General features: G+C 60.4%; 20 protein-coding genes. All 20 read left to right on the forward strand.

Annotation, left to right across the window (positions count from 1 at the left end):
* The 20 genes from ACN1CO_RS03200 to ACN1CO_RS03295 all read left to right on the forward strand — a co-directional run bounded on the left by ACN1CO_RS03200 (position 1) and on the right by ACN1CO_RS03295 (position 18,488).
* The gene (locus ACN1CO_RS03200) at positions 1–1,686 is read left to right on the forward strand and encodes an MFS transporter (RefSeq protein ID WP_419137606.1); all 1,686 of its coding nucleotides are present in this window, start codon (positions 1–3) and stop codon (positions 1,684–1,686) included.
* On the forward strand, positions 1,683–2,777 hold the full coding sequence (locus tag ACN1CO_RS03205; protein ID WP_419137608.1) for an HlyD family secretion protein: 1,095 nt from the start codon (positions 1,683–1,685) through the stop codon (positions 2,775–2,777). The genes ACN1CO_RS03200 and ACN1CO_RS03205 overlap by 4 nt, the downstream gene beginning before the upstream one ends.
* A complete protein-coding gene (locus tag ACN1CO_RS03210; RefSeq protein WP_419138962.1) occupies positions 2,777–4,159 on the forward strand; it encodes an efflux transporter outer membrane subunit in 1,383 nt (460 codons plus the stop codon). Before ACN1CO_RS03205 ends, ACN1CO_RS03210 begins: the two co-directional genes overlap by 1 nt.
* Positions 4,160–4,428: 269 nt before the next feature.
* Positions 4,429–4,815 (forward strand): hypothetical protein, encoded by a 387-nt coding sequence (locus ACN1CO_RS03215; protein WP_419137610.1) that lies wholly within the window; start codon positions 4,429–4,431, stop codon positions 4,813–4,815.
* 230 nt (positions 4,816–5,045) lie between these two features.
* Positions 5,046–5,777, forward strand: coding sequence for a beta-ketoacyl synthase chain length factor (locus tag ACN1CO_RS03220; RefSeq protein WP_419137612.1), 732 nt, complete (start codon positions 5,046–5,048; stop codon positions 5,775–5,777).
* A complete protein-coding gene (locus ACN1CO_RS03225) occupies positions 5,770–6,570 on the forward strand; it encodes a lysophospholipid acyltransferase family protein (RefSeq protein WP_419137614.1) in 801 nt (266 codons plus the stop codon). The genes ACN1CO_RS03220 and ACN1CO_RS03225 overlap by 8 nt, the downstream gene beginning before the upstream one ends.
* A 13-nt stretch (positions 6,571–6,583) precedes the next feature.
* Positions 6,584–6,841, forward strand: a complete 258-nt coding sequence (locus ACN1CO_RS03230) for a phosphopantetheine-binding protein (protein ID WP_419137616.1) — start codon at positions 6,584–6,586, stop codon at positions 6,839–6,841.
* 16 nt (positions 6,842–6,857) lie between these two features.
* Complete coding sequence (locus ACN1CO_RS03235; RefSeq protein ID WP_136198985.1) at positions 6,858–7,112, forward strand: acyl carrier protein; 255 nt, start codon at positions 6,858–6,860, stop codon at positions 7,110–7,112.
* Positions 7,113–7,118: 6 nt separating this feature from the next.
* The gene (locus ACN1CO_RS03240) at positions 7,119–7,682 is read left to right on the forward strand and encodes a hypothetical protein (protein ID WP_419137618.1); all 564 of its coding nucleotides are present in this window, start codon (positions 7,119–7,121) and stop codon (positions 7,680–7,682) included.
* Complete coding sequence (locus ACN1CO_RS03245; protein WP_419138963.1) at positions 7,679–8,998, forward strand: AMP-binding protein; 1,320 nt, start codon at positions 7,679–7,681, stop codon at positions 8,996–8,998. The genes ACN1CO_RS03240 and ACN1CO_RS03245 overlap by 4 nt, the downstream gene beginning before the upstream one ends.
* Positions 8,985–9,332, forward strand: coding sequence for a 3-hydroxyacyl-ACP dehydratase FabZ family protein (locus ACN1CO_RS03250; RefSeq protein ID WP_419137620.1), 348 nt, complete (start codon positions 8,985–8,987; stop codon positions 9,330–9,332). Before ACN1CO_RS03245 ends, ACN1CO_RS03250 begins: the two co-directional genes overlap by 14 nt.
* Entirely contained in the window at positions 9,326–11,035 is a 1,710-nt protein-coding gene (locus ACN1CO_RS03255; RefSeq protein WP_419137622.1) for a glycosyltransferase family 2 protein, read from the forward strand. The genes ACN1CO_RS03250 and ACN1CO_RS03255 overlap by 7 nt, the downstream gene beginning before the upstream one ends.
* Positions 11,028–11,441: an acyl-CoA thioesterase gene (locus tag ACN1CO_RS03260; RefSeq protein ID WP_031594668.1), complete on the forward strand. Its 414-nt coding sequence runs from the start codon at positions 11,028–11,030 to the stop codon at positions 11,439–11,441. Before ACN1CO_RS03255 ends, ACN1CO_RS03260 begins: the two co-directional genes overlap by 8 nt.
* Positions 11,435–12,043, forward strand: a complete 609-nt coding sequence (locus ACN1CO_RS03265) for an outer membrane lipoprotein carrier protein LolA (RefSeq protein WP_419137625.1) — start codon at positions 11,435–11,437, stop codon at positions 12,041–12,043. The genes ACN1CO_RS03260 and ACN1CO_RS03265 overlap by 7 nt, the downstream gene beginning before the upstream one ends.
* Positions 12,030–14,336 (forward strand): MMPL family transporter, encoded by a 2,307-nt coding sequence (locus ACN1CO_RS03270; protein WP_419137627.1) that lies wholly within the window; start codon positions 12,030–12,032, stop codon positions 14,334–14,336. Before ACN1CO_RS03265 ends, ACN1CO_RS03270 begins: the two co-directional genes overlap by 14 nt.
* Entirely contained in the window at positions 14,333–14,905 is a 573-nt protein-coding gene (locus ACN1CO_RS03275; protein ID WP_419137629.1) for a DUF3261 domain-containing protein, read from the forward strand. The genes ACN1CO_RS03270 and ACN1CO_RS03275 overlap by 4 nt, the downstream gene beginning before the upstream one ends.
* On the forward strand, positions 14,902–16,062 hold the full coding sequence (locus tag ACN1CO_RS03280) for a beta-ketoacyl-[acyl-carrier-protein] synthase family protein (RefSeq protein WP_419137631.1): 1,161 nt from the start codon (positions 14,902–14,904) through the stop codon (positions 16,060–16,062). Before ACN1CO_RS03275 ends, ACN1CO_RS03280 begins: the two co-directional genes overlap by 4 nt.
* Positions 16,052–16,528 carry a 3-hydroxy-fatty acyl-ACP dehydratase gene (locus ACN1CO_RS03285; protein ID WP_419137633.1) on the forward strand — a complete coding sequence of 159 codons (477 nt, stop codon included), beginning with the start codon at positions 16,052–16,054 and terminating at the stop codon, positions 16,526–16,528. The genes ACN1CO_RS03280 and ACN1CO_RS03285 overlap by 11 nt, the downstream gene beginning before the upstream one ends.
* Positions 16,525–17,256, forward strand: coding sequence for a 3-ketoacyl-ACP reductase FabG2 (locus ACN1CO_RS03290; RefSeq protein WP_419137635.1), 732 nt, complete (start codon positions 16,525–16,527; stop codon positions 17,254–17,256). Before ACN1CO_RS03285 ends, ACN1CO_RS03290 begins: the two co-directional genes overlap by 4 nt.
* On the forward strand, positions 17,253–18,488 hold the full coding sequence (locus tag ACN1CO_RS03295) for a beta-ketoacyl-ACP synthase (protein WP_419137637.1): 1,236 nt from the start codon (positions 17,253–17,255) through the stop codon (positions 18,486–18,488). The genes ACN1CO_RS03290 and ACN1CO_RS03295 overlap by 4 nt, the downstream gene beginning before the upstream one ends.
* Positions 18,489–18,588: the final 100 nt, after the last annotated feature.

Genomic DNA, 18,588 nt, shown 5'->3' on the forward strand with positions numbered 1-18,588 from the left:
GTGGCAAAGCGAAATCCCTACGCTGCACGCGAGTGGTTACCGCACGAAAAACCGATGATGCCGGGCTCGCCTTCAACGCCGCTGCATTCGATGCCGAAGCGCGTGGCGTTTGGTCTGATCGGTTTACTGATCTCCCTGACCGGTGCACTAAGTAACGCGCTGGTCACGGCGAATCTGGTTAACCTGCAAGGCACCTTCGGGGCCTGGTCGAATGAGATTGCGTGGCTGCCTGCAGTCTACGTGATGGGCAACATCTCTATTAATCTGCTGCTAGTCAAGTTCCGGCAGCAGTTTGGCCTGCGTGTCTTTACCGAGGCGTTTCTGGTGCTCTATGTGCTGGTGGCGTTTTTCCACTTATTCGCCAACGACCTCAGTTCGGCGATCATTGTGCGCACCGCTCATGGCATGGTGGCGGCGGCGCTCAGCTCACTGGGTATCTTCTATCAGGTTCAGGCCTGGCCCGCGAAACATCGGCTTAAAGCGCTGGTAATTGGCCTGACGGTCTCGCAACTGGCTATTCCGCTGGCGCGCTTATTCTCGTCTGAATTGCTGCAGCTCAACGAGTGGCGCGGTCTCTATCTGTTTGAACTCGGTCTGGCGCTGATTGCGCTCGGCGGGGTGCTGATGGTCAAACTGCCGCCGGGCGATCGCATCAAAACCTTTGAGAAGATGGATTTCCTGACCTTCATCCTGCTGGCACCCGGCATGGCGCTGCTGTGCGGCGTACTGACGCTGGGCCGTATTGAGTGGTGGTTCACCACGCCGTGGCTCGGTATCTGCACCGCGATCGCCCTGACGCTGATTGTCGCGGCGATCGTCATCGAACATAACCGGCGCAACCCGCTAATCAACACCCGCTGGCTCAGCAGCGGCATGATGCTGCGGCTTGGCATTGTGATGATCATGATCCGTATCGTACTGGCGGAACAGAACACCGGCGCAATCGGCTTTCTGCAGCAGATTGGTCTGCAGAACGATCAGATGCGCGGTCTGGCGCTGGCGATCATGGCCGGGGTGATCGCAGGCATCGCCGCCAGTGCGCTGACCATCAAGCCCAATCATCTCAACTGGCCGATTGTCGCCTCGCTGGTAGTGATGATTATCGCCTCGCTGATGGATGCGCAATCCAGTCCGCTGACCCGTGGCTCCGAGATGTATTTCAGTCAGTTTTTGCTCGGCTTCAGCAGCGCCTTTTTCATGGCACCGGCGATGCTGATGGGTATTGGCAGCGTGGTGACCCAGCCGAAAAACCTGGTGAGCTTTGTGGTGTTGTTTGGTATGAGTCAGAACCTGGGCGGGTTAATCGGCTCGGCGATTCTGGGCACGTTTCAGGTCTGGCGGGAAAAATATCACTCCAGTCTGCTGGGCGATCAGCTCTCCCTGCTCGATCCTAACGTTACCGAACGGCTCAGCCAGTACAATGCGCTGTTTAATTCGCTGGTAGGTGATGACGTTCTGCGCGGCGCGCAGAGCACCAGCCAGTTACAGACGGTCGCCACGCTGCAGGCCAACGTGCTCGCTTATAACGATACCTACCTGTTAACCGCCGCGCTGGCACTGGTCACCCTGATGTGGGTGATGTGGCGTTTAACCCGGCGTCGTTATCTGGACTGGCGTCAGGCACAATTTAACCTGCGTGAGCAGCACCAGCTGGCCGCGTTACAGGAATCAACGGAGAAACAATGAGTCAGCAGGATGAGCTTCAGGCGGCGGAACGCGAACGCGCGAATCGCCGCCGTATTCTTTCTATCGCCGCAGGCAGCGGCATTGTGATCATTGGCGTACTGGTCATCCTCTATGCCTGGCAACTCTGGCCCTTCACCAGCGCAATCGAAAGCACCGAGAATGCCTACGTGCGCGGCCAGGTGACCTTTATCAGCCCACAGGTCAACGGCTATCTCACCTCGGTAGAGGTGATCGATCTGCAGCCGGTGAAAAAAGGGCAGCTGCTGATGACGATCGATGACCGTATCTATCGCCAGCGGGTGCATCAGGCACAGGCGCAACTGGCGATGAAGCAGGCGGCACTGAACAATAACCTGCAGCAGCGGCGCAGCGCGGAAGCGACAATCGAGAGCAATAAAGCGGCGCTGGAGAATGCCAAAGCTCAGGCGCTGAAAGGCGGCTTCGATCTGAAGCGCGTTGAAAATCTTACGGCGGATGGCTCGCTGTCGGTGCGCGAGCGTGATGCTGCCCGTGCCGCCAACGCCCAGGCCCAGGCGCAGGTGCGGCAGGCTGCCGCCCAGATCGCCGTCGCTCAGCAGAATCTGCAGACCGTCATCGTCAACCGCGACGCGCTGGAAGGCGATGTTGAGAGCGCCCGCGCCGCGCTGGAGCTGGCTGAGATCGATCTGGCGAATACGCGGATTACCGCGCCCGACGACGGCCAGCTCGGTCAGCTGTCGGTGCGTACCGGCGCCTATGTCACGGCGGGTACGCGCCTGACCTCGGTGGTGCCGAATCACAAATGGATCATTGCGAACCTGAAAGAGACCCAGCTGGCCCATATCCGGCCTGGCCTGCCGGTGACGATTCGCGTTGATGCGCTGGATGGCAAACGCTTTAACGGTCAGGTGGAATTTATCTCTCCGGCCGCAGGCTCCGAGTTCAGCGCCATTTCCCCCGACAATGCCACCGGTAACTTCGTTAAAATTGCGCAGCGCATTCCGGTGCGCATCCGCATCGACGAGCAGGATATGCATCAGCTGCGCCCGGGTATGTCGGTCGAAGTCAATATCGACACTGCCGCCCAGCCGGCGGGTGAGGATGCACGATGATGCGGCGCGGCTTACTGGTTAGCGCGCTGACGCTGGCACTGACAGGCTGCGCTACGCAGGTTGAAAAGGCTCCGGCCTCTCTGCCGATCCCTGAGGCCTGGCGCAATAGTGTCGGGCCAAAGGCTGCGCCGGAAGCAGAGTGGTGGCGTGCGTTTCATGATGAGTATCTCAACCGGCTGGTGACGCAGGCGCTGCGCAATAATCCGGATATCCTCACGGCGCGATCCCGGGTTGATCAGTATCGGGCCCAGCTGCGTGCCACGCAGGGTGATAACTTTCCGACCCTGAGCGCCGGCGTAGCCGCGACCCGTGAGCGTACGCTCTCGTCAGTGACGGGCCAGCCGTATGAAACCGATGTTTTCCAGGGCTTGTTACAGGCGAACTACGAGGTCGATCTCTGGGGGGCGCGCAGCAGCAGTATCTCGGCATCGCAGGCGAGCTTAGCGGCGCAGCAGGCCGCCGCGTCCGCCGCGGAGCTGACCATCGCCAGTTCGGTGGCGTCGGGTTATCTCAATCTGTGCGCACTGGATGAGCAGCTGCGGGTAACGGAAGCGACGCTGGCGACCCGTAACAATTCGCTGCAGCTGGCACAGCGTCAGTTCGAAACCGGCTACACCTCCAGGCTGGAGTGGATGCAGGCCGCCTCGGAATATCAGTCGGCCAAAGCGCAGATGCCGCAGTTGCAGCATCAGATCACGCAGCAGGAGAATGCGCTGAGCATTCTGGTGGGCATGAATCCGCGAACGATTGCCCGTCGTCAGCAGTTCGACCAGATTTTACCGCAGCAGATGCCATCGTTGCTGCCATCTGAGCTGCTTAATCGCCGCCCGGACATTGTGCAGGCGCAGCGTCAGTTACTGGCCGCCGATGCCAGCCTGGCCTCATCGCGCGCTAAGCTGCTGCCGGGGCTGAACCTCACCGCCACCGGGACCCTGCAGAGTTCAGTGCTGCACCAGCTCGCGGACGATCCGTTCCGGCTCTGGAGCGTGGGCGGCAGCATCCTGGCGCCGCTGCTGAACCGTGAAGCACTGACGGCACAGGTTGATGTCTCAATGGCGACGCGCAATCAGGCGCTGTATGGCTATGAAAAGGTGGTGCGCAATGCCTTCTCGGAAGTTAACGATGCGATAGATGCCATCCGGCAACGTGAAGCACAGCTTCAGGAGCTGCAAAAGCAGGAAGCCTATGTGACAGAGGCGCTGCGCATTGCCCGCAATCGCTATCAGAACGGCTACGCCTCTTATCTGGATGAACTGGATGCGCAGCGAACCCTGTTTTCAACCCAGCTGAATCGGGTGACCGTTAAAAATAACCTGCTGCTGGCGCAGATCGATCTCTACCGCGCACTCGGCGGTGGCTGGACACCGGCCTCTACACCATAATTGCCGGGGCCGATCCAGCCGCAGCCAGAGTTTCTGCGGCCGGGATCGGCCCTTGCGCCGTCGCAGCGACGGCGCACTTTGCCCCGCGTTAATCCTCTAAATAGCCACTAAAAACCTGCGCATACTTCTGCTTACCTGTCTTTACATTCGATGGTATCATGCGCGGGTTTTAAACCAGCCAGACGGAAAAGCGCACGTAAAGTTAAATCAGCGCCAGGCGAGCTATCCGTTTAATTCACTGATATAAATAATAAAAGAAGGGATTCATCATGAATAAAAAAAATATTTTCACGCTGGCCGTCGTTGCTGCGTTATTAACCGGCTGCGCGCGCACTGCGCCGATTCACAATGTGAATCAGACCCTCACTCAGCGCTACACCGACAACCAGATGAAACTGGCGATCATTGAGGCGGGTATCAGCCGTAAATGGGTGATGACTCCCGTTTCTCCTGGCGTGATCAATGGACGTCTGGCGCAGCGTGATTTCGTGGCGAACATCCGTATCACTTACACCAGCCAGAACTACCGCATCGATTACGTCAGCAGTGACAACCTGAAAGCGGAAGGGGGTGAGATCCACAATAACTACAACCGCTGGATCGCCAATCTCGACCAGGATATTCAGTTACGACTGTCGGCCCTGGCCGCTCAGTAATGCGCGTGCTGTCGCAATGATTTGTCGACAGACGATCTAAGCATAAAGTTCTGCGGCAGCCGGCCGACAAATCAGATGAGCTGCTATTGCTGAATCACTGAATAAACCTCTACCGTGAAGGCCCGTTACGGAATCGGCAGAGGTTTAGCGGTACGCACTTTTTTTGCACAGGGCAGGAGTGACGATCCGATGAACGCCGACTCCACACGTATGACGAAAAGAGTGTTGAGATGAAACTCGCTTACTCACTGGTCGACTGGCAGGCTCTGGCTCCGGGATTACACGGGCGCGAGGCCTGGCAGGACTGGGCGCAACAGGGCAACGTTATTGACCCCTCAGAGGCGATGGCGAAACCGCAATTTTTACCGATGATGACGGCACGTCGTCTGAGCGGCGGCAGTCGTGCGGCGGTAGAGTGCGGGCTGGCGCTGCTGGCGCGGCAACAGGTGGACGCTATCGTCTTTACCAGTCGTCACGGTGAGCTGGAGCGTAATCTGAGAATTCTTCATACGCTGGCGGATCAGCAGTCGATGTCACCCACAGATTTTGCCATGTCGGTTCACAACTCGGCGGTTGGCAGCCTGACCATTGCGGCCAAAGCGCCGCTGGTCTCCACCTCTATTGCAGCCGGTATCGACTCCTTTCAGCAGGGATTGATTGAAGTCAGCGCTCTGCATCAGGCGGGCTATCAGCAGGTGCTGCTGGTCGATTTTGACGGCGTCGTGCCTGACTATTATTTGCCGTGGCTGGCGGAACAGCGCATCAACTTCCCCTATGCGGTAGCGCTGCTGCTGCGGGCGGGTGAACAGCTGCACTGCACGGGCCGCGCCGGAGGAGACGAAAGGGCTGAAACACGGTTGCCTCAGAGCCTGCGTTTTCTGCAGCAGTGGCTGGCGGCGTCACCCGTCTTCAGCCTGGCAGGCGAACGCCTGACATGGCACTGGGAGAGAAATCATGGCTGATTGTTCACAACCGGCGCCGTTCGCGGGAAGCCGTGTTAACTATTACTGGCGACTGGTGATGACGGCGGTGAGTTTTACGCTGTTTGGCCTGGGTGGCCTGCTGCTGTCATTAGTGGGTTTCAATCTGCTGCTGCTGGTTCAGCGCGATTCGCTGCGCCGCCGCCTGCTGGCCCGACGCGCTATCGCCTTTAGCTTCCGCTGCTTCCTGCGTTTCTGCCGGACGTTCGGCGTCTACGACTACCGCATTGAAGGTGCCGAGTTGTTACAACAGGATCGCGGATGCCTGATTGTCGCCAATCATCCGTCGCTGATCGACTACGTGATGATCGCCTCGGTGCTGCCGGAGATGGATTGTCTGGTGAAAGCCGATCTGCAGAAGAACCCTTTTATGCGCGGGGTGATTCGCGCCGCTGATTATCTGATTAACAGTGAAGCGGAGACGCTGTTGCCGGACAGCCAGCAGCGACTGGCGCGCGGCGACAATATCCTGATCTTTCCGGAAGGTACCCGCACCCGCTACGGTCAGCCGCTGACCCTGCAGCGCGGGGCCGCGAATATCGCGGTGCGCGCCGGTTGCGATCTGCGCGTGGTTCATATCACCTGCACCCAGCGTATGCTCGATAAACAGAGCCGCTGGTATCAGATTCCGCCGGTAAAACCGCTGTTTACCGTGCGAGTACAAAAGCGAATCGACAGCCAGTCGTTTTGTGAAAGCAATCCCGATGCGCAGCCGCTGGCCGCGCGTCGCCTGACCCGCCACTTAGAGCAGGCGCTGGTCCCCCAGAACAGGTAAGACGAAAACCGGTATGGATTCATTAATTAACGATATCAAACAGATGATAATCGACACGCTGAACCTTGAAGATCTCAGCCCCGATGATATAGAGACCGACGCTGCGCTGTTTGGCGAGGGACTGGGGCTGGACTCAATTGATGCACTGGAACTGGGCCTGGCGGTGAAAAATCGCTATGGCGTGGCCCTCTCTGCGGAGAGTGAAACCCTGCGAGCCCATTTCTTCTCTGTTGCGACGCTGGCAGCGTTCGTCAACCAACAGCGCAGCTGAAAGCGGAGACTACCTTATGATGAACAAAGAAGAGATTTATCAGGAAGTGGCTTCACTGCTCACCAGCCTGTTTGAAATTGCACCTGAGGATATCCATCCCGAGGCACGTCTGTATGAAGATCTCGAACTCGACAGCATTGATGCCGTTGATATGGTGGTTCACCTGCAAAAGCGTACCGGCCGTAAAATCAAACCGGAAACCTTCCGCGCGGTGCGTACCGTGCAGGATGTGGTGGATGCTGTAGAACAACTGATGCGCGAAGACGCCTGATCCGTCGTGCCTGCTGCTACTCTTCGCCTGCTCAATCTGCTTACACTGCTGGCCTGGCCCTTGCTGGTCTGGCTGGCACTGACCCAGCCGCGCTGGCAGGGACTCTTCTGGCTGCTGGCGCTACTGTTTGGCCTGCGCTGGCTGCAACTGCGCCGTCAGCAAAATGCGATGGGTGCGGTTATGGGCTGGCTGGCGCTGCTTGGCGCGCTGCTCTGTGTCAGCAGCCAGCTGTTACGCGCTCAGCACCTGCTGCTGTGGTATCCGGTGGCGGTCAATTCGGCGATGCTGCTGGTGTTTGGTGCTTCCCTCTGGAGCGCGATGCCGCTGGTGGAGCGTATTGCCCGGCTGCGTGAGCCGGAACTCCCTGCCGCTGCAGTGCCTTACACCCGCCGCGTTACCCAAATCTGGTGCCTGTTTTTTATCGGCAACGGCAGCATGGCGCTCTGGACCTGTCTGCATGGCGATCTGCGGCTCTGGACGCTGTGGAACGGCGGCATCAGCTATCTGTTAATCGGCGTGCTGATGGGCGCTGAATGGCTGGTGCGGCAGCGCGTGAGGCGAAAAGCATGAGGGTGGCCGACTGGCTGACGGGAGACGACCGCGAGGTCGCCTGGCGAGGCGATCAACCGCTGATGCTCAGCGCGATGCAGCGTCAGGTGCTGGCTTTCAGCCAGCGTTTAGCGACACAGCCTGGCACTCGCTGGGCGCTCTGTTTTGATGACAGCTACCGTTTCTGTGTGGCGCTACTGGCATGCTGGTATGCCGGTAAAACGCCGGTGATGCCGGGTCACAGCCGCGCTGCCCTGCTGGATGAGATGCAGGAGCAGCTGGATGGCGTGCTGTGCGACATGCCGCTGGCGGTAAGCCTGCCGCTGCTGATGTGCGACGACGCAGAAGCTACGGGTCAGTTGCCGCCGCTGCCGGCGTCATCAGCGCTGGTGCTCTTTACCTCGGGATCTACCGGCGCGCCGCGTCAGGTGGTGAGGTCTCTGGCGGTGATGGAGCAGGAGAGCCGCTGGCTCAGCGCCCTGTGGGGCGAACAGCTGCGGGGCTGCCGGGTCATCGCCTCGGTCAGCCATCAGCATCTCTACGGTTTATCGTTCCGGCTTTTCCTGCCGATGATGCTCAGGCTGCCGTTCTCCGCCCAGCCGCTGTTTTACGGCGAACAGCTGGCGCAGCTTCCGCGCGACAGTCGCTATGCTTTTATCAGCAGCCCGGCCTTTTTATCGCGGCTGGACAGCACGCTTGTCGCGCCCGCCTGTGAACTGATTGTCTCTGCTGGTGGTGCGCTGCGCGGGTCGGATGCGGAACAGGTCTGGCAGCGCTTTGGCTGTCAGGTCAGTGAAATCTATGGCAGCACCGAAACTGGCATTCTGGCCTGGCGTCAGTGCGATCGGGCCGACGCGCCCTGGCGCAGCTTCCCTGAGGTCAGGCTCAAGCAGGTGATGCCCGAACGCTGGCAGGTCTGGTCGCCGCTGATTGCCGGTGAAAACGGTCTGCCACTCGACGACAGACTAAATATGCAGGCGGATGGCGGATTTCAGCTGGCAGGACGTCACGACCGCATCGTGAAAATCGGTGATAAGCGTATCTCACTAAGCGAGATTGAGCGTCGCCTGACCGACCTGCCGGGAATCGAAGATGCCGCGGCGCTGGTGATAACGCGTCATGAGCGTCAGGCGATTGGTGTCGTGCTGTCGCTGAACAGCACGCTGGGTGAGGCGGTTCTGCATCAGCGCAGGCAGCAGTGGAAACGTCAGCTGCAGCGCTGGCTCGAACCGCTGGCGATGCCGCGCTACTGGCGGATTGTCGCCACCATTCCGGTCACCCCCCAGAGTAAACGCGCCTGGCCGCAAATAGAGGAACTTTTTCATGTTGCCGATTGAACGCAGCCGGGAACGGCAGGCTGACAGCGTCACGCTGACCCTGCAGGTTGAGGCCGGACTGTTCTGGTTTCAGGGCCATTTTCCGGAACTGCCGATTCTGCCCGGTGTGGCGCAGCTCGACTGGGTAATGCACTACGGAGTGTCACTGCTCGCGCCCGGCAAACAGTTTGCCGCCGTTGAAAACATCAAATTTCAGCAGCCGGTACCACCCGACTCGCTATTACAGCTGCGTATTGACTGGGACGCTGAAAAATCGCGCCTGAGTTTCCGTTACAGCCTGCTGACTGACGGCGGTGAGCAGAGCGCCAGCAGCGGGAAGATCGCGCTGTGTTAAGCACGGCATTTTCACCCTGCGTGGTGATCCCCTGCTACAACCACGGCGCGATGATGGCGTCGGTGCTGGCGCGGCTGGCCCCCTTTAATCTGCCGGTGATCGTGGTGGATGACGGCAGCGATGCGGCGACGCAGCTTCAGCTGGCGACGTTAAACGCCCCGCAGCTCAGCCTGCTGCGGCTCGACAGCAATCAGGGTAAGGGTGCTGCGGTGATCCACGGCCTGCGGGCTGCGGCGGCACGTGGCTTTACCCATGCGGTGCAGCTCGACGCAGACGGCCAGCATCAGGCAGAAGATCTGCCGCTGATGCTGGCGGAAGCTGAGCGCTTTCCGGATGCGCTGATCTCCGGTCAGCCGCTCTATGACGATTCGATCCCCAAATCACGACTTTATGGTCGCTATATCACCCACTTCTGGGTCTGGATCGAAACGCTGTCGCTGTCGATCCGCGATAGCATGTGTGGCTTCCGCGTCTATCCGCTGGCTGCGACGCTGGCGCTGTGCGATCGCCGGGCTATCGGCCAGCGCATGGATTTCGACACCGAAATCATGGTGCGGCTTTACTGGCAGGGTACCCGCAGTCGCTTTATCACGACCCGCGTCACCTATCCGGCAAGCGGCCTGTCGCACTTCGATGCACTCTATGACAACCTGCGCATCTCCTGGATGCATACCCGGCTGTTCTTCGGCATGCTGCCGCGTATCCCGCGCCTGCTGGCGATGCGTAAAGCGCCAGCGCACTGGTCTGTGGAAACAGAGCGGCGCGGACAGTGGGGATTACGCTTTATGCTGGCAGTCTATCGCTACGGCGGGCGGCTGCCCTTTACGCTGCTGCTCTGGCCGGTTGTCGCGGTCTACTGGCTGAGCGGTCAGCGCGCGCGAAGCGCTTCCCGGCAATGGCTGGCGCAGGTCACCGCCGCCGCACAGCAGCGACAGGTTGCGTTACCGCCCCGGCTAAACAGCTATCGCCATTTCCTGCGCTTCGCCGGGGCGATGCTGGATAAAGTCGCCAGCTGGCGCGGCGATCTGCGCTGGGGGCGGGATATCGATTTTGCACCAGGTGCGGAAGCGGTGATCCGCGCACCCACAACCCAGGGCAAGCTGATCCTCGCTTCCCATCTTGGTGACATCGAAGCCTGTCGAGCGATGGCGCAGCAGGTCAGCGGACTGGTGATTAATGCACTGGTGTTTACCGATAACGCCCGACGTTTTCGGGCGGTACTGGAAACCATCGCCCCGCAGGCGGGGGTGAATCTGATGCCGGTGAGTGATATCGGGCCGGATACCGCGATCCTGCTGCAACAGAAGCTGGATGCGGGTGAATGGGTGGCAATTGTCGGGGATCGCACCGCGGTGAATCCGCAGCGCGGCGGCGAGCGTCGGGTAATCTGGAGCGATTTTCTGGGCCGGGCCGCACCGTTTCCGCAGGGGCCGTTTGTGCTGGCGGCCGCGTTGCGCTGTCCGGTGCTGCTGATGTTCGCCCTCCAGCAACAGGGTAAACTGCATATCCACTGCGAGCCATTTGCCGATCCGCTGCTGCTGCCACGGGCGCAACGTCAGCAGGCGCTGCAACAGGCGGTCGATCGCTACGCGGAACGACTCGCCCATTATGCGCTGCTGGCGCCGCTCGACTGGTTCAACTTTTTCGATTTCTGGACGCTGCCTGATCAACAGGCGCACCACAAGGAGTCTGACCATGACTGAACATCATGCTGAAGTCGTGCTGACCGTCTCATTCCACGACTGCGACCCGATGGGCGTGGTCTGGCACGGTAACTATTTCCGCTTTTTCGAAGTGGCGCGCGAAGCTCTGCTGCGCAGCATTAACTACAGTTATGCCGAGATGGCCGCCAGCGGCTACGTCTGGCCGGTGGTCGATACCCGGGTTAAATATCGCCAGCCACTGCGCTGCGAAGAGACGATCCGCGTCAGCGCCCGGATTACTGAATATGAGAACCGCCTGCGTATCGACTATGAAGTGCGAAACGCTGCCGGTCAGATCACCACAAAAGCGCATACGCTGCAGGTGGCGGTAGAGCAGGAGAGTCAGGCTCTTTGCTTTGTTTCGCCCGACATTTTACTGGAACGTTTAGGAGTGAAAGGATGCTGAAAATAGTGCTTACCGGCCTGCTGCTGTGGGCCAGCGCCGCCAGCGCGCTCACCCTGGATCAGCTGCAGCAGCGTTTTGCCAGCCAGCCGGTGATCCGGGCAGACTTTACCCAGACGCGCACCATTTCAGGTATGCGTCAGCCGCTGGTGTCGCACGGACAGATGCTGATAGCCCGCGAGCAGGGGTTGTGGTGGCATCAGCAGACGCCGTTTGTGATGACGCTTTTGCTGGATGACAAGCGCATGGTGCAGAGCCTCAGCGGCCAGAAGCCGCAGGTGATCACCGCCGACAGCAATCCGCAGATGTTCCAGTTTAATCACTTGTTGCGGGCGCTGTTCCAGGCCGATCAGAAGGTGCTGAACGAAAACTTCAGCGTGGCCTTCAGCGATCGCGGCAACGGAGCCTGGACGCTGGATCTGACGCCTAAAGCCGCGCCGCTCAACAAAATCTTCAACCGTATCTCGCTGGCGGGCAGCGCCTTCCTGGATAGCATCAACCTGGACGATAAGCAGGGCGATAAAACCCAGATTCAGCTCAGCAACACCCGTATTGAACCGCCGCAGTTAAGCGACGAGGAGAAGGCGCGTTTTGCCGGGCCGTAACGATCGGCTGCTGGCTATCCTGTGGCTGGCTCTCTGCTTGCTGCTGGCGACAGCGCTCGCCTTTCTGCTGCCGCGCAGCCAGCTTAACAGCAGCGTGCTGTCACTGCTGCCGCAGCAGAATCTGGGCGCGGCACCGCCTGCGCTGCAGCAGGGTTTTATGCAGCGGCTGGATCGCCAGATGGTCTGGCTGGTTTCACCCGGTGAGCAGGACGATCCACAGGTCGCCGCCTGGTGGCTGGCTCAGCTGCGTGCGCTGCCAGACCTGAAACAGGTGCAGGGCGATCTTGATGCGCAACAGCAACAGCAGTGGGGCCGCTTTGCCTGGCAACACCGTAACGGCCTGATTGATGAGGCGACGCGCAGCCGGTTGCAGAACGGCGGCGGGGCGCAGGCCGACTGGCTGCTGGCGCAGCTCTTCTCAGCCTTCTCGGGCGTCAGCAGCAAAGAGTTGCAGGGCGATCCTTTGATGCTGGTGCGCGGTTCACAACTGGCGCTGGCCCAGAACGCCGGGCGGATGACGCTGCATGATGGCTGGCTGACCGTAAAAGATGAGCAGGGTCAGCAGTGGTATTTTCTGCATGGCGAGCTGGCGAACAACGCCTTCAGTATGCAGCAAAGTCATGCCCTGGTTACCCGGCTCAGCGCGCTGGAACAGCAGCTTAAAAGCCGCTGGCCGCAGGCAAAACTGCTGACGCGGGGCACAGTACTGTTCAGCGACAACGCCAGCCAGCGTGCGCAGCATGATGTCAAAACGCTGGGCAGTGTGACGCTGGGTGGCGTCGTTCTGCTGGTGCTGCTGGTGTTCCGCTCGCTGCGTCCGCTGTTGCTGACGGTGACCTCTGTGGCGATTGGCGCGATGGCGGGCACGGTGATGACGCTGCTTTGCTTCGGCGAGCTGCATCTGATGACGCTGGTGATGAGCCTGAGTATTGTCGGCATCTCGGCGGATTACACGCTCTATTATCTCACCGAGCGGATGGTTCACGGCGATCAGCAGACGCCGTGGCAGAGCCTGCGCAAAGTGCGCGGCACGCTGCTGCTGGCACTCGCGACTACCGCCATAGCCTGGCTGCTGATGCTGCTGGCGCCGTTTCCGGGGCTGCGTCAGCTGGCGGTGTTTGCCGCCAGCGGCTTAACCGCTTCCTGCCTGACGGTGATTCTGATCTATCCATGGCTGGTCCGCGGATTACCGGTGCGCCCGGTGCCGCTGATGGTGCCACTGGCCCGCTGGCTTGCGGCCTGGCGTCGTCAGCGTGGGCTGCGTGTCGGATTACCCGTGGCGATGGCGATCTTCGCCCTGGCCGGAATCGCCCAGCTGAAAGTGGATGATGACATCGCGCATCTGCAAAGTGCGCCTGCGCAACTGCTGGAGCAGGATCGCCAGCTCGCTACCCTGACCGGACAGCGCGCCGATCAGACCTGGTTTGTGGTCTGGGGCGATGACGCACAGCAGACGCTGCAGCGGCTGGAAAAACTGGCACCGGACCTGCACCAGGCGCAGCAGCAGGGCTGGTTGCAGCGCTATCGTCTGCTGCCCCTGCAGTCGCTGGCGCAACAACAGCAGGATCTTCAGCTGCTGAAGCAGGCTGCCCCGACGATTATAGCCCGACTGCAACAGGCGGGGATTGCGCTGGCTGCGCCGGATCTGACCCCGATGGCGGTGACGCCGGATGTCTGGCTGGCGAGTCCGCTGAGTGAAGGCTGGCGTCTGCTATGGCTGACGCTGCCGGACGGGCAGAGCGGCGTTCTGATCCCCACCAGCGGTGTAAAAGACAGCGCCGCTCTCGCAGCGTTGGCTAAGCAGCACCCGGGCGTCAGCTGGATTGACCGCAAATCCAGTTACGACTCGCTGTTCAGCTTCTGGCGTTCCCTCCTCAGCGGCTTACTGGCGCTGGCGCTGCTGCTGATTACCCTGAGTTTTGTGCTGCGGCTGGGGTTAAAGGCAGGCTTACGTAGCGCGCTGCCGTCGTTGCTGTCGCTGGCGATGGCGATGGCAACACTGGGCTGGATCGGCGCATCGCTCAACCTGTTTGCGCTGCTGGCGCTGATTCTGGTGCTGGGCATTGGCATTAACTACACGCTATTTTTCAGCAACCCACAGGGGACGCCGCTGACCTCGTTGCTGGCGGTATCGCTGGCGATGATCACCACCTTACTGACGCTGGGAATGCTGGTCTTCAGCAGCACCAGCGCGATTGCCAGTTTTGGCACCGTATTATGCAGCGGCATCTTCAGCGCGTTCCTGCTGTCGCCGCTGGCGATGCGACCCACCCGATCAAGGAGTAAACGATGATCCGCGCCGCCTTTATTCTGCTGACGGCTCTGCTGCTCAGCGCCTGTGCCGGCCATGCACCGGACAGCAGTCGTCCCACCGCCTGGCTGAAGCCGGGCGTGAAGGTGACGCTGCCACCGCCGGGCATCCGTCCGGCCTTTCAGCAGCAGCAGTTGCTGACCGGGCAGGTTAAAGGTCAGAGTCAGTCACTGCTGGTGCTGCTCAGCGCCGATGAACAGCAAATCGATCTGGCCGGGCTCTCTTCGGTGGGTATCCGCCTGTTCAGCCTGCGCTACGATGCCAGCGGTATTCACACTCAGCAGCTGATGCCGCTGCCGCAGATGCCACCTGCCAGTCAGGTGCTGGCGGACATCATGCTCAGCTACTGGCCGCTGGATGTGTGGCAAAAACAGCTGCCGCCAGGCTGGACGCTGCAGGATCAGGGGTTAAAGCGACGGCTGTTCGATGCCGATAACCAGCTGGTGACCGAAATCGATTATCTGCAACGCGGTAATCAGCGCCAGCCGATCAGCATTCAGCAACATGCCTTTGGCTATCAGATCCGCATTCAACATCTGGACGCCTCATGATTTACATCTCTGCCATCGGCATGCTGAATGCCCTGGGTAATGACAGTCAGCAGATTGCAGACAGCCTGAAGAAAGGTGAGGCACCCGGCATGCAGCTGCGCTATGGCTGGCTGAGCGGTGACCGCGCCTGCTGGCTCGGCAGGGTTGAAGGCGAGCTGCCACCCATTCCTGCTGCCCTGAGCGCGCACAATACCCGCAATAACCAGCTGCTGCTGGCCGCGCTGGCGCAGATCCGTCCGGCACTCGATGCGGCGATCGCCCGCTACGGTGCCAGCAGAGTGGCGATTGTGCTGGGCACCAGTACCTCGGGCGTGGATGAGGGCGATCAGCAGATTCGCGGCAACCAGCCCGATTATCACTATCAGATGCAGGAGCTGGGCGATCCTTCACGTTTTCTGGCGCACTATCTGCAGCTGGATGGTCCGGCCTATACCATTTCCACCGCCTGTTCCTCCAGCGCCCGCGCTATGATCAGTGGCGAGCGGCTGATTGCGGCGGGGCTGGCGGATGTCGCGCTGGTGGGCGGTGCGGACTCGCTGAGCCGGATGCCGATTAATGGCTTCGACAGCCTGGAGTCGCTCTCTGAACGTCGCTGTGCGCCGTTCAGCCGCGATCGTGATGGCATTTCAATTGGCGAAGGGGCCGCGCTGATGTTGCTGACGCGCGAACCGCAGCCGCTGGCGCTGCTGGGCGCAGGCGAATCTTCTGATGCCTGGCACATGTCCGCGCCGCATCCGCAGGGTGAGGGCGCTGAACGCGCGATGCGCATGGCACTGAAACAGGCGAATCTGTTGCCGCAGCAGGTCGGCTATATCAATCTGCACGGCACAGCGACGCCGCTGAACGACCAGATGGAAGCGGCTGTCATTGCGCGCCTGTCTGGCAATGTGGTGCCGTGCAGCTCGACCAAACATCTGACCGGCCATACGCTCGGCGCAGCGGGAGTCTGTGAAGCCGCACTCAGCGCGCTGATCCTGCTACACAATCTGCCGCTGCCCGCCCAGGATTTCAGTGAGGCGGCGCAGGATGAGACGCTGCCGGATTGCGGATTGCTGTTACAGCCGCAGGCGCTGCAACGGCCGGTCATCGCCTCGAATTCATTCGCCTTTGGCGGCAATAATACCTGCCTGATTCTGGGACGCCTTGATGGACATTAATTCTCCCGCGGCACTGTGGCTGCCGCACGCTGCGCCGATGCTGCTGCTTGATCAGCTGAGCGCCGTTGATGAAGACCAGGTTCACTGTCAGGTATCAACCTGCGCCGGTGGCGTACTGACACCGTTTCTGACGCCACAGGGCGAACTGCCTGCCTGGTTTGGCGTCGAGATGATGGCGCAGACCGTGGGCGTCTGGTCGGGCTGGCACGCAAAGCAGGGCGGCGCAACCCTCATCCCGCCCGGTATGCTGCTGGGCGGACGCGGCTGGCGGGCCGAGAAGCCGCTCTTTCCCGCGGGTGTCACGCTGGATATCCGAATGACGCTGCTGATGCGCGATGACCGCATGGGCAGCTTTGAGGGCGACATTCGTTATGGCACGCAACGGCTTGCCAGTGGTCGTCTGAACACTTATCAACCCAATGAAGCAGAGTTACAGCAATTGATGTCACAAGGAAAACAGCCATGACAGATTCGGTATTAGTGACGGGTGCCAGTAAAGGCATTGGCCGCGCCATTGCGCTGCGTCTCGCCCAGGATGGCTATCAGGTTATCGTGCATTTCAACCGCGATCGCGCAGGCGCTGAGCAGTGCCTGCAGCAGATCGAAGCCGCAGGCGGCAGCGGCCGTGTGCTGGGATTTGATGTCGCTGACCGGGCGGCCACCCGCGCCGCGCTGGAGGCGGACATTGAGCAACACGGTGCCTACTATGGCGTGGTGAGTAATGCCGGTATCACTCGTGATGCGGCGTTTCCCGCCCTGACGGATGAGGAGTGGGACAGCGTGATCCACACCAATCTCGACAGTTTTTACAATGTAATCCAGCCCTGCGTGATGCCGATGATCGGCCTGCGCCGTGGTGGCCGCATTATTACGCTCTCATCGGTCTCCGGGATGATGGGCAATCGAGGTCAGGTCAACTACAGCGCGGCGAAAGCGGGCATTATCGGGGCCACCAAAGCGCTGGCGATTGAGCTGGCGAAACGCAAAATCACCGTTAACTGCATCGCGCCGGGTCTCATCGACACTGGCATGGAGGGAATGGAACCTCAGGTGATTGAAGAAGCAATGAAAATCGTCCCGATGAAGCGCATGGGCGCGGCTGAAGAGGTCGCCGGGCTGGCGAGTTATCTGATGTCCGATATCGCTGGTTACGTGACGCGTCAGGTGATTTCAATTAATGGAGGCATGCTGTGATTCAGCGGGTAGTCGTAACCGGTATGGGCGGTGTGACCGCCTTTGGTGAATCCTGGGCAGAAGTCTCGGCGCGTATCCGTGCAGGCCGCAATGCGGTGCGCTTTATGCCCGAGTGGCAGATCTACGATGGGCTGCATACCCTGCTCGGCGCGCCCGTGGATAACTTTGAACTGCCTGCGCACTACACCCGCAAGCGTATCCGCGCCATGGGTCGCGTTTCGCTGCTGGCAACCCGTGCGACCGAGCTGGCGCTGACCCAGGCCGGTCTGATTGACCACCCCGTGCTGACCAGCGGAGAAACAGGTATCGCCTACGGCTCTTCGACCGGCAGCACCGGTCCGGTCAGTGAGTTCGCCACCATGCTGACGGAAAAGCACACCAACAATATTACCGGCACCACCTATGTGCAGATGATGCCGCACACCACGGCCGTCAATGCCGGGCTGTTTTTCGGCCTGCGTGGCCGGGTGATCCCGACCTCCAGCGCCTGTACCTCTGGCAGCCAGGCGATTGGCTATGCCTGGGAAGCGATTCGTCACGGTTATCAGACGGTGATGGTCGCCGGGGGGGCGGAAGAGCTCTGTCCGTCGGAAGCGGCGGTGTTCGACACCCTGTTTGCCACCAGCCAGCGTAATGATGCACCGCACACCACGCCTGCACCTTTTGATCAGCAGCGTGATGGTCTGGTGATTGGCGAAGGCGCCGGTACGCTAATTCTGGAGTCACTGGAACATGCCCTGGCGCGTGGCGCCACGATTTACGCCGAGCTTACCGGTTTCCACACCAACTGCGACGCCGCGCATATCACGCAGCCGCAGCGTGAAACCATGCAGATCTGCATCGAGCGGGCGTTGCAAAGCGCCGGTATTACAGCCGCAGACGTCGGTTATGTGAATGCGCACGGCACCGCCACAGAACGGGGTGACATGGCCGAAAGTCTGGCGACAGCGGCGGTGTTTGGCGAATCCACGCCGATCTCCTCACTGAAGTCCTATTTTGGTCATACGCTGGGTGCCTGCGGGGCGCTGGAAGCCTGGATGAGCATTGAGATGATGCGGGAAGGGTGGTTTGCGCCAACGCTTAACCTGACGCAACCGGCCGCCGACGGCGGTCAGATGGATTACATCATGGGTGAGCCGCGAGAGCTGGAGACCGACTATATCCAGAGCAATAACTTTGCCTTTGGTGGGATAAATACCTCCCTGATCTTCAAGCGCTGGCGCGGCGTCTGATCTCCGGCCCGTGCCGTGCTGGCACGGGCCAGTTTATTTTTCGGACGAAAGAACCGGACGATAAACCGCCTTTCCTCTACACTGTCACTCACCGCTTCAC

Source organism: Pantoea sp. R13S299 (genome assembly GCF_048515925.1).
Taxonomy (GTDB): Bacteria; Pseudomonadota; Gammaproteobacteria; order Enterobacterales; family Enterobacteriaceae; genus Pantoea.

Bases quoted from the DNA above. Each gene is read 5' to 3' on its own strand.
- ACN1CO_RS03220 (WP_419137612.1), top strand. From the start codon at position 5,046: ATGAAACTCGCTTACTCACTGGTCGACTGGCAGGCTCTGGCTCCGGGA.
- ACN1CO_RS03210 (WP_419138962.1), top strand. From the start codon at position 2,777: ATGCGGCGCGGCTTACTGGTTAGCGCGCTGACGCTGGCACTGACAGGC.
- ACN1CO_RS03235 (WP_136198985.1), top strand. From the start codon at position 6,858: ATGATGAACAAAGAAGAGATTTATCAGGAAGTGGCTTCACTGCTCACC.
- ACN1CO_RS03280 (WP_419137631.1), top strand. From the start codon at position 14,902: ATGATTTACATCTCTGCCATCGGCATGCTGAATGCCCTGGGTAATGAC.
- ACN1CO_RS03275 (WP_419137629.1), top strand. From the start codon at position 14,333: ATGATCCGCGCCGCCTTTATTCTGCTGACGGCTCTGCTGCTCAGCGCC.
- ACN1CO_RS03285 (WP_419137633.1), top strand. From the start codon at position 16,052: ATGGACATTAATTCTCCCGCGGCACTGTGGCTGCCGCACGCTGCGCCG.
- ACN1CO_RS03290 (WP_419137635.1), top strand. From the start codon at position 16,525: ATGACAGATTCGGTATTAGTGACGGGTGCCAGTAAAGGCATTGGCCGC.
- ACN1CO_RS03245 (WP_419138963.1), top strand. From the start codon at position 7,679: ATGAGGGTGGCCGACTGGCTGACGGGAGACGACCGCGAGGTCGCCTGG.
- ACN1CO_RS03230 (WP_419137616.1), top strand. From the start codon at position 6,584: ATGGATTCATTAATTAACGATATCAAACAGATGATAATCGACACGCTG.
- ACN1CO_RS03260 (WP_031594668.1), top strand. From the start codon at position 11,028: ATGACTGAACATCATGCTGAAGTCGTGCTGACCGTCTCATTCCACGAC.
- ACN1CO_RS03225 (WP_419137614.1), top strand. From the start codon at position 5,770: ATGGCTGATTGTTCACAACCGGCGCCGTTCGCGGGAAGCCGTGTTAAC.
- ACN1CO_RS03250 (WP_419137620.1), top strand. From the start codon at position 8,985: ATGTTGCCGATTGAACGCAGCCGGGAACGGCAGGCTGACAGCGTCACG.
- ACN1CO_RS03215 (WP_419137610.1), top strand. From the start codon at position 4,429: ATGAATAAAAAAAATATTTTCACGCTGGCCGTCGTTGCTGCGTTATTA.
- ACN1CO_RS03265 (WP_419137625.1), top strand. From the start codon at position 11,435: ATGCTGAAAATAGTGCTTACCGGCCTGCTGCTGTGGGCCAGCGCCGCC.
- ACN1CO_RS03205 (WP_419137608.1), top strand. From the start codon at position 1,683: ATGAGTCAGCAGGATGAGCTTCAGGCGGCGGAACGCGAACGCGCGAAT.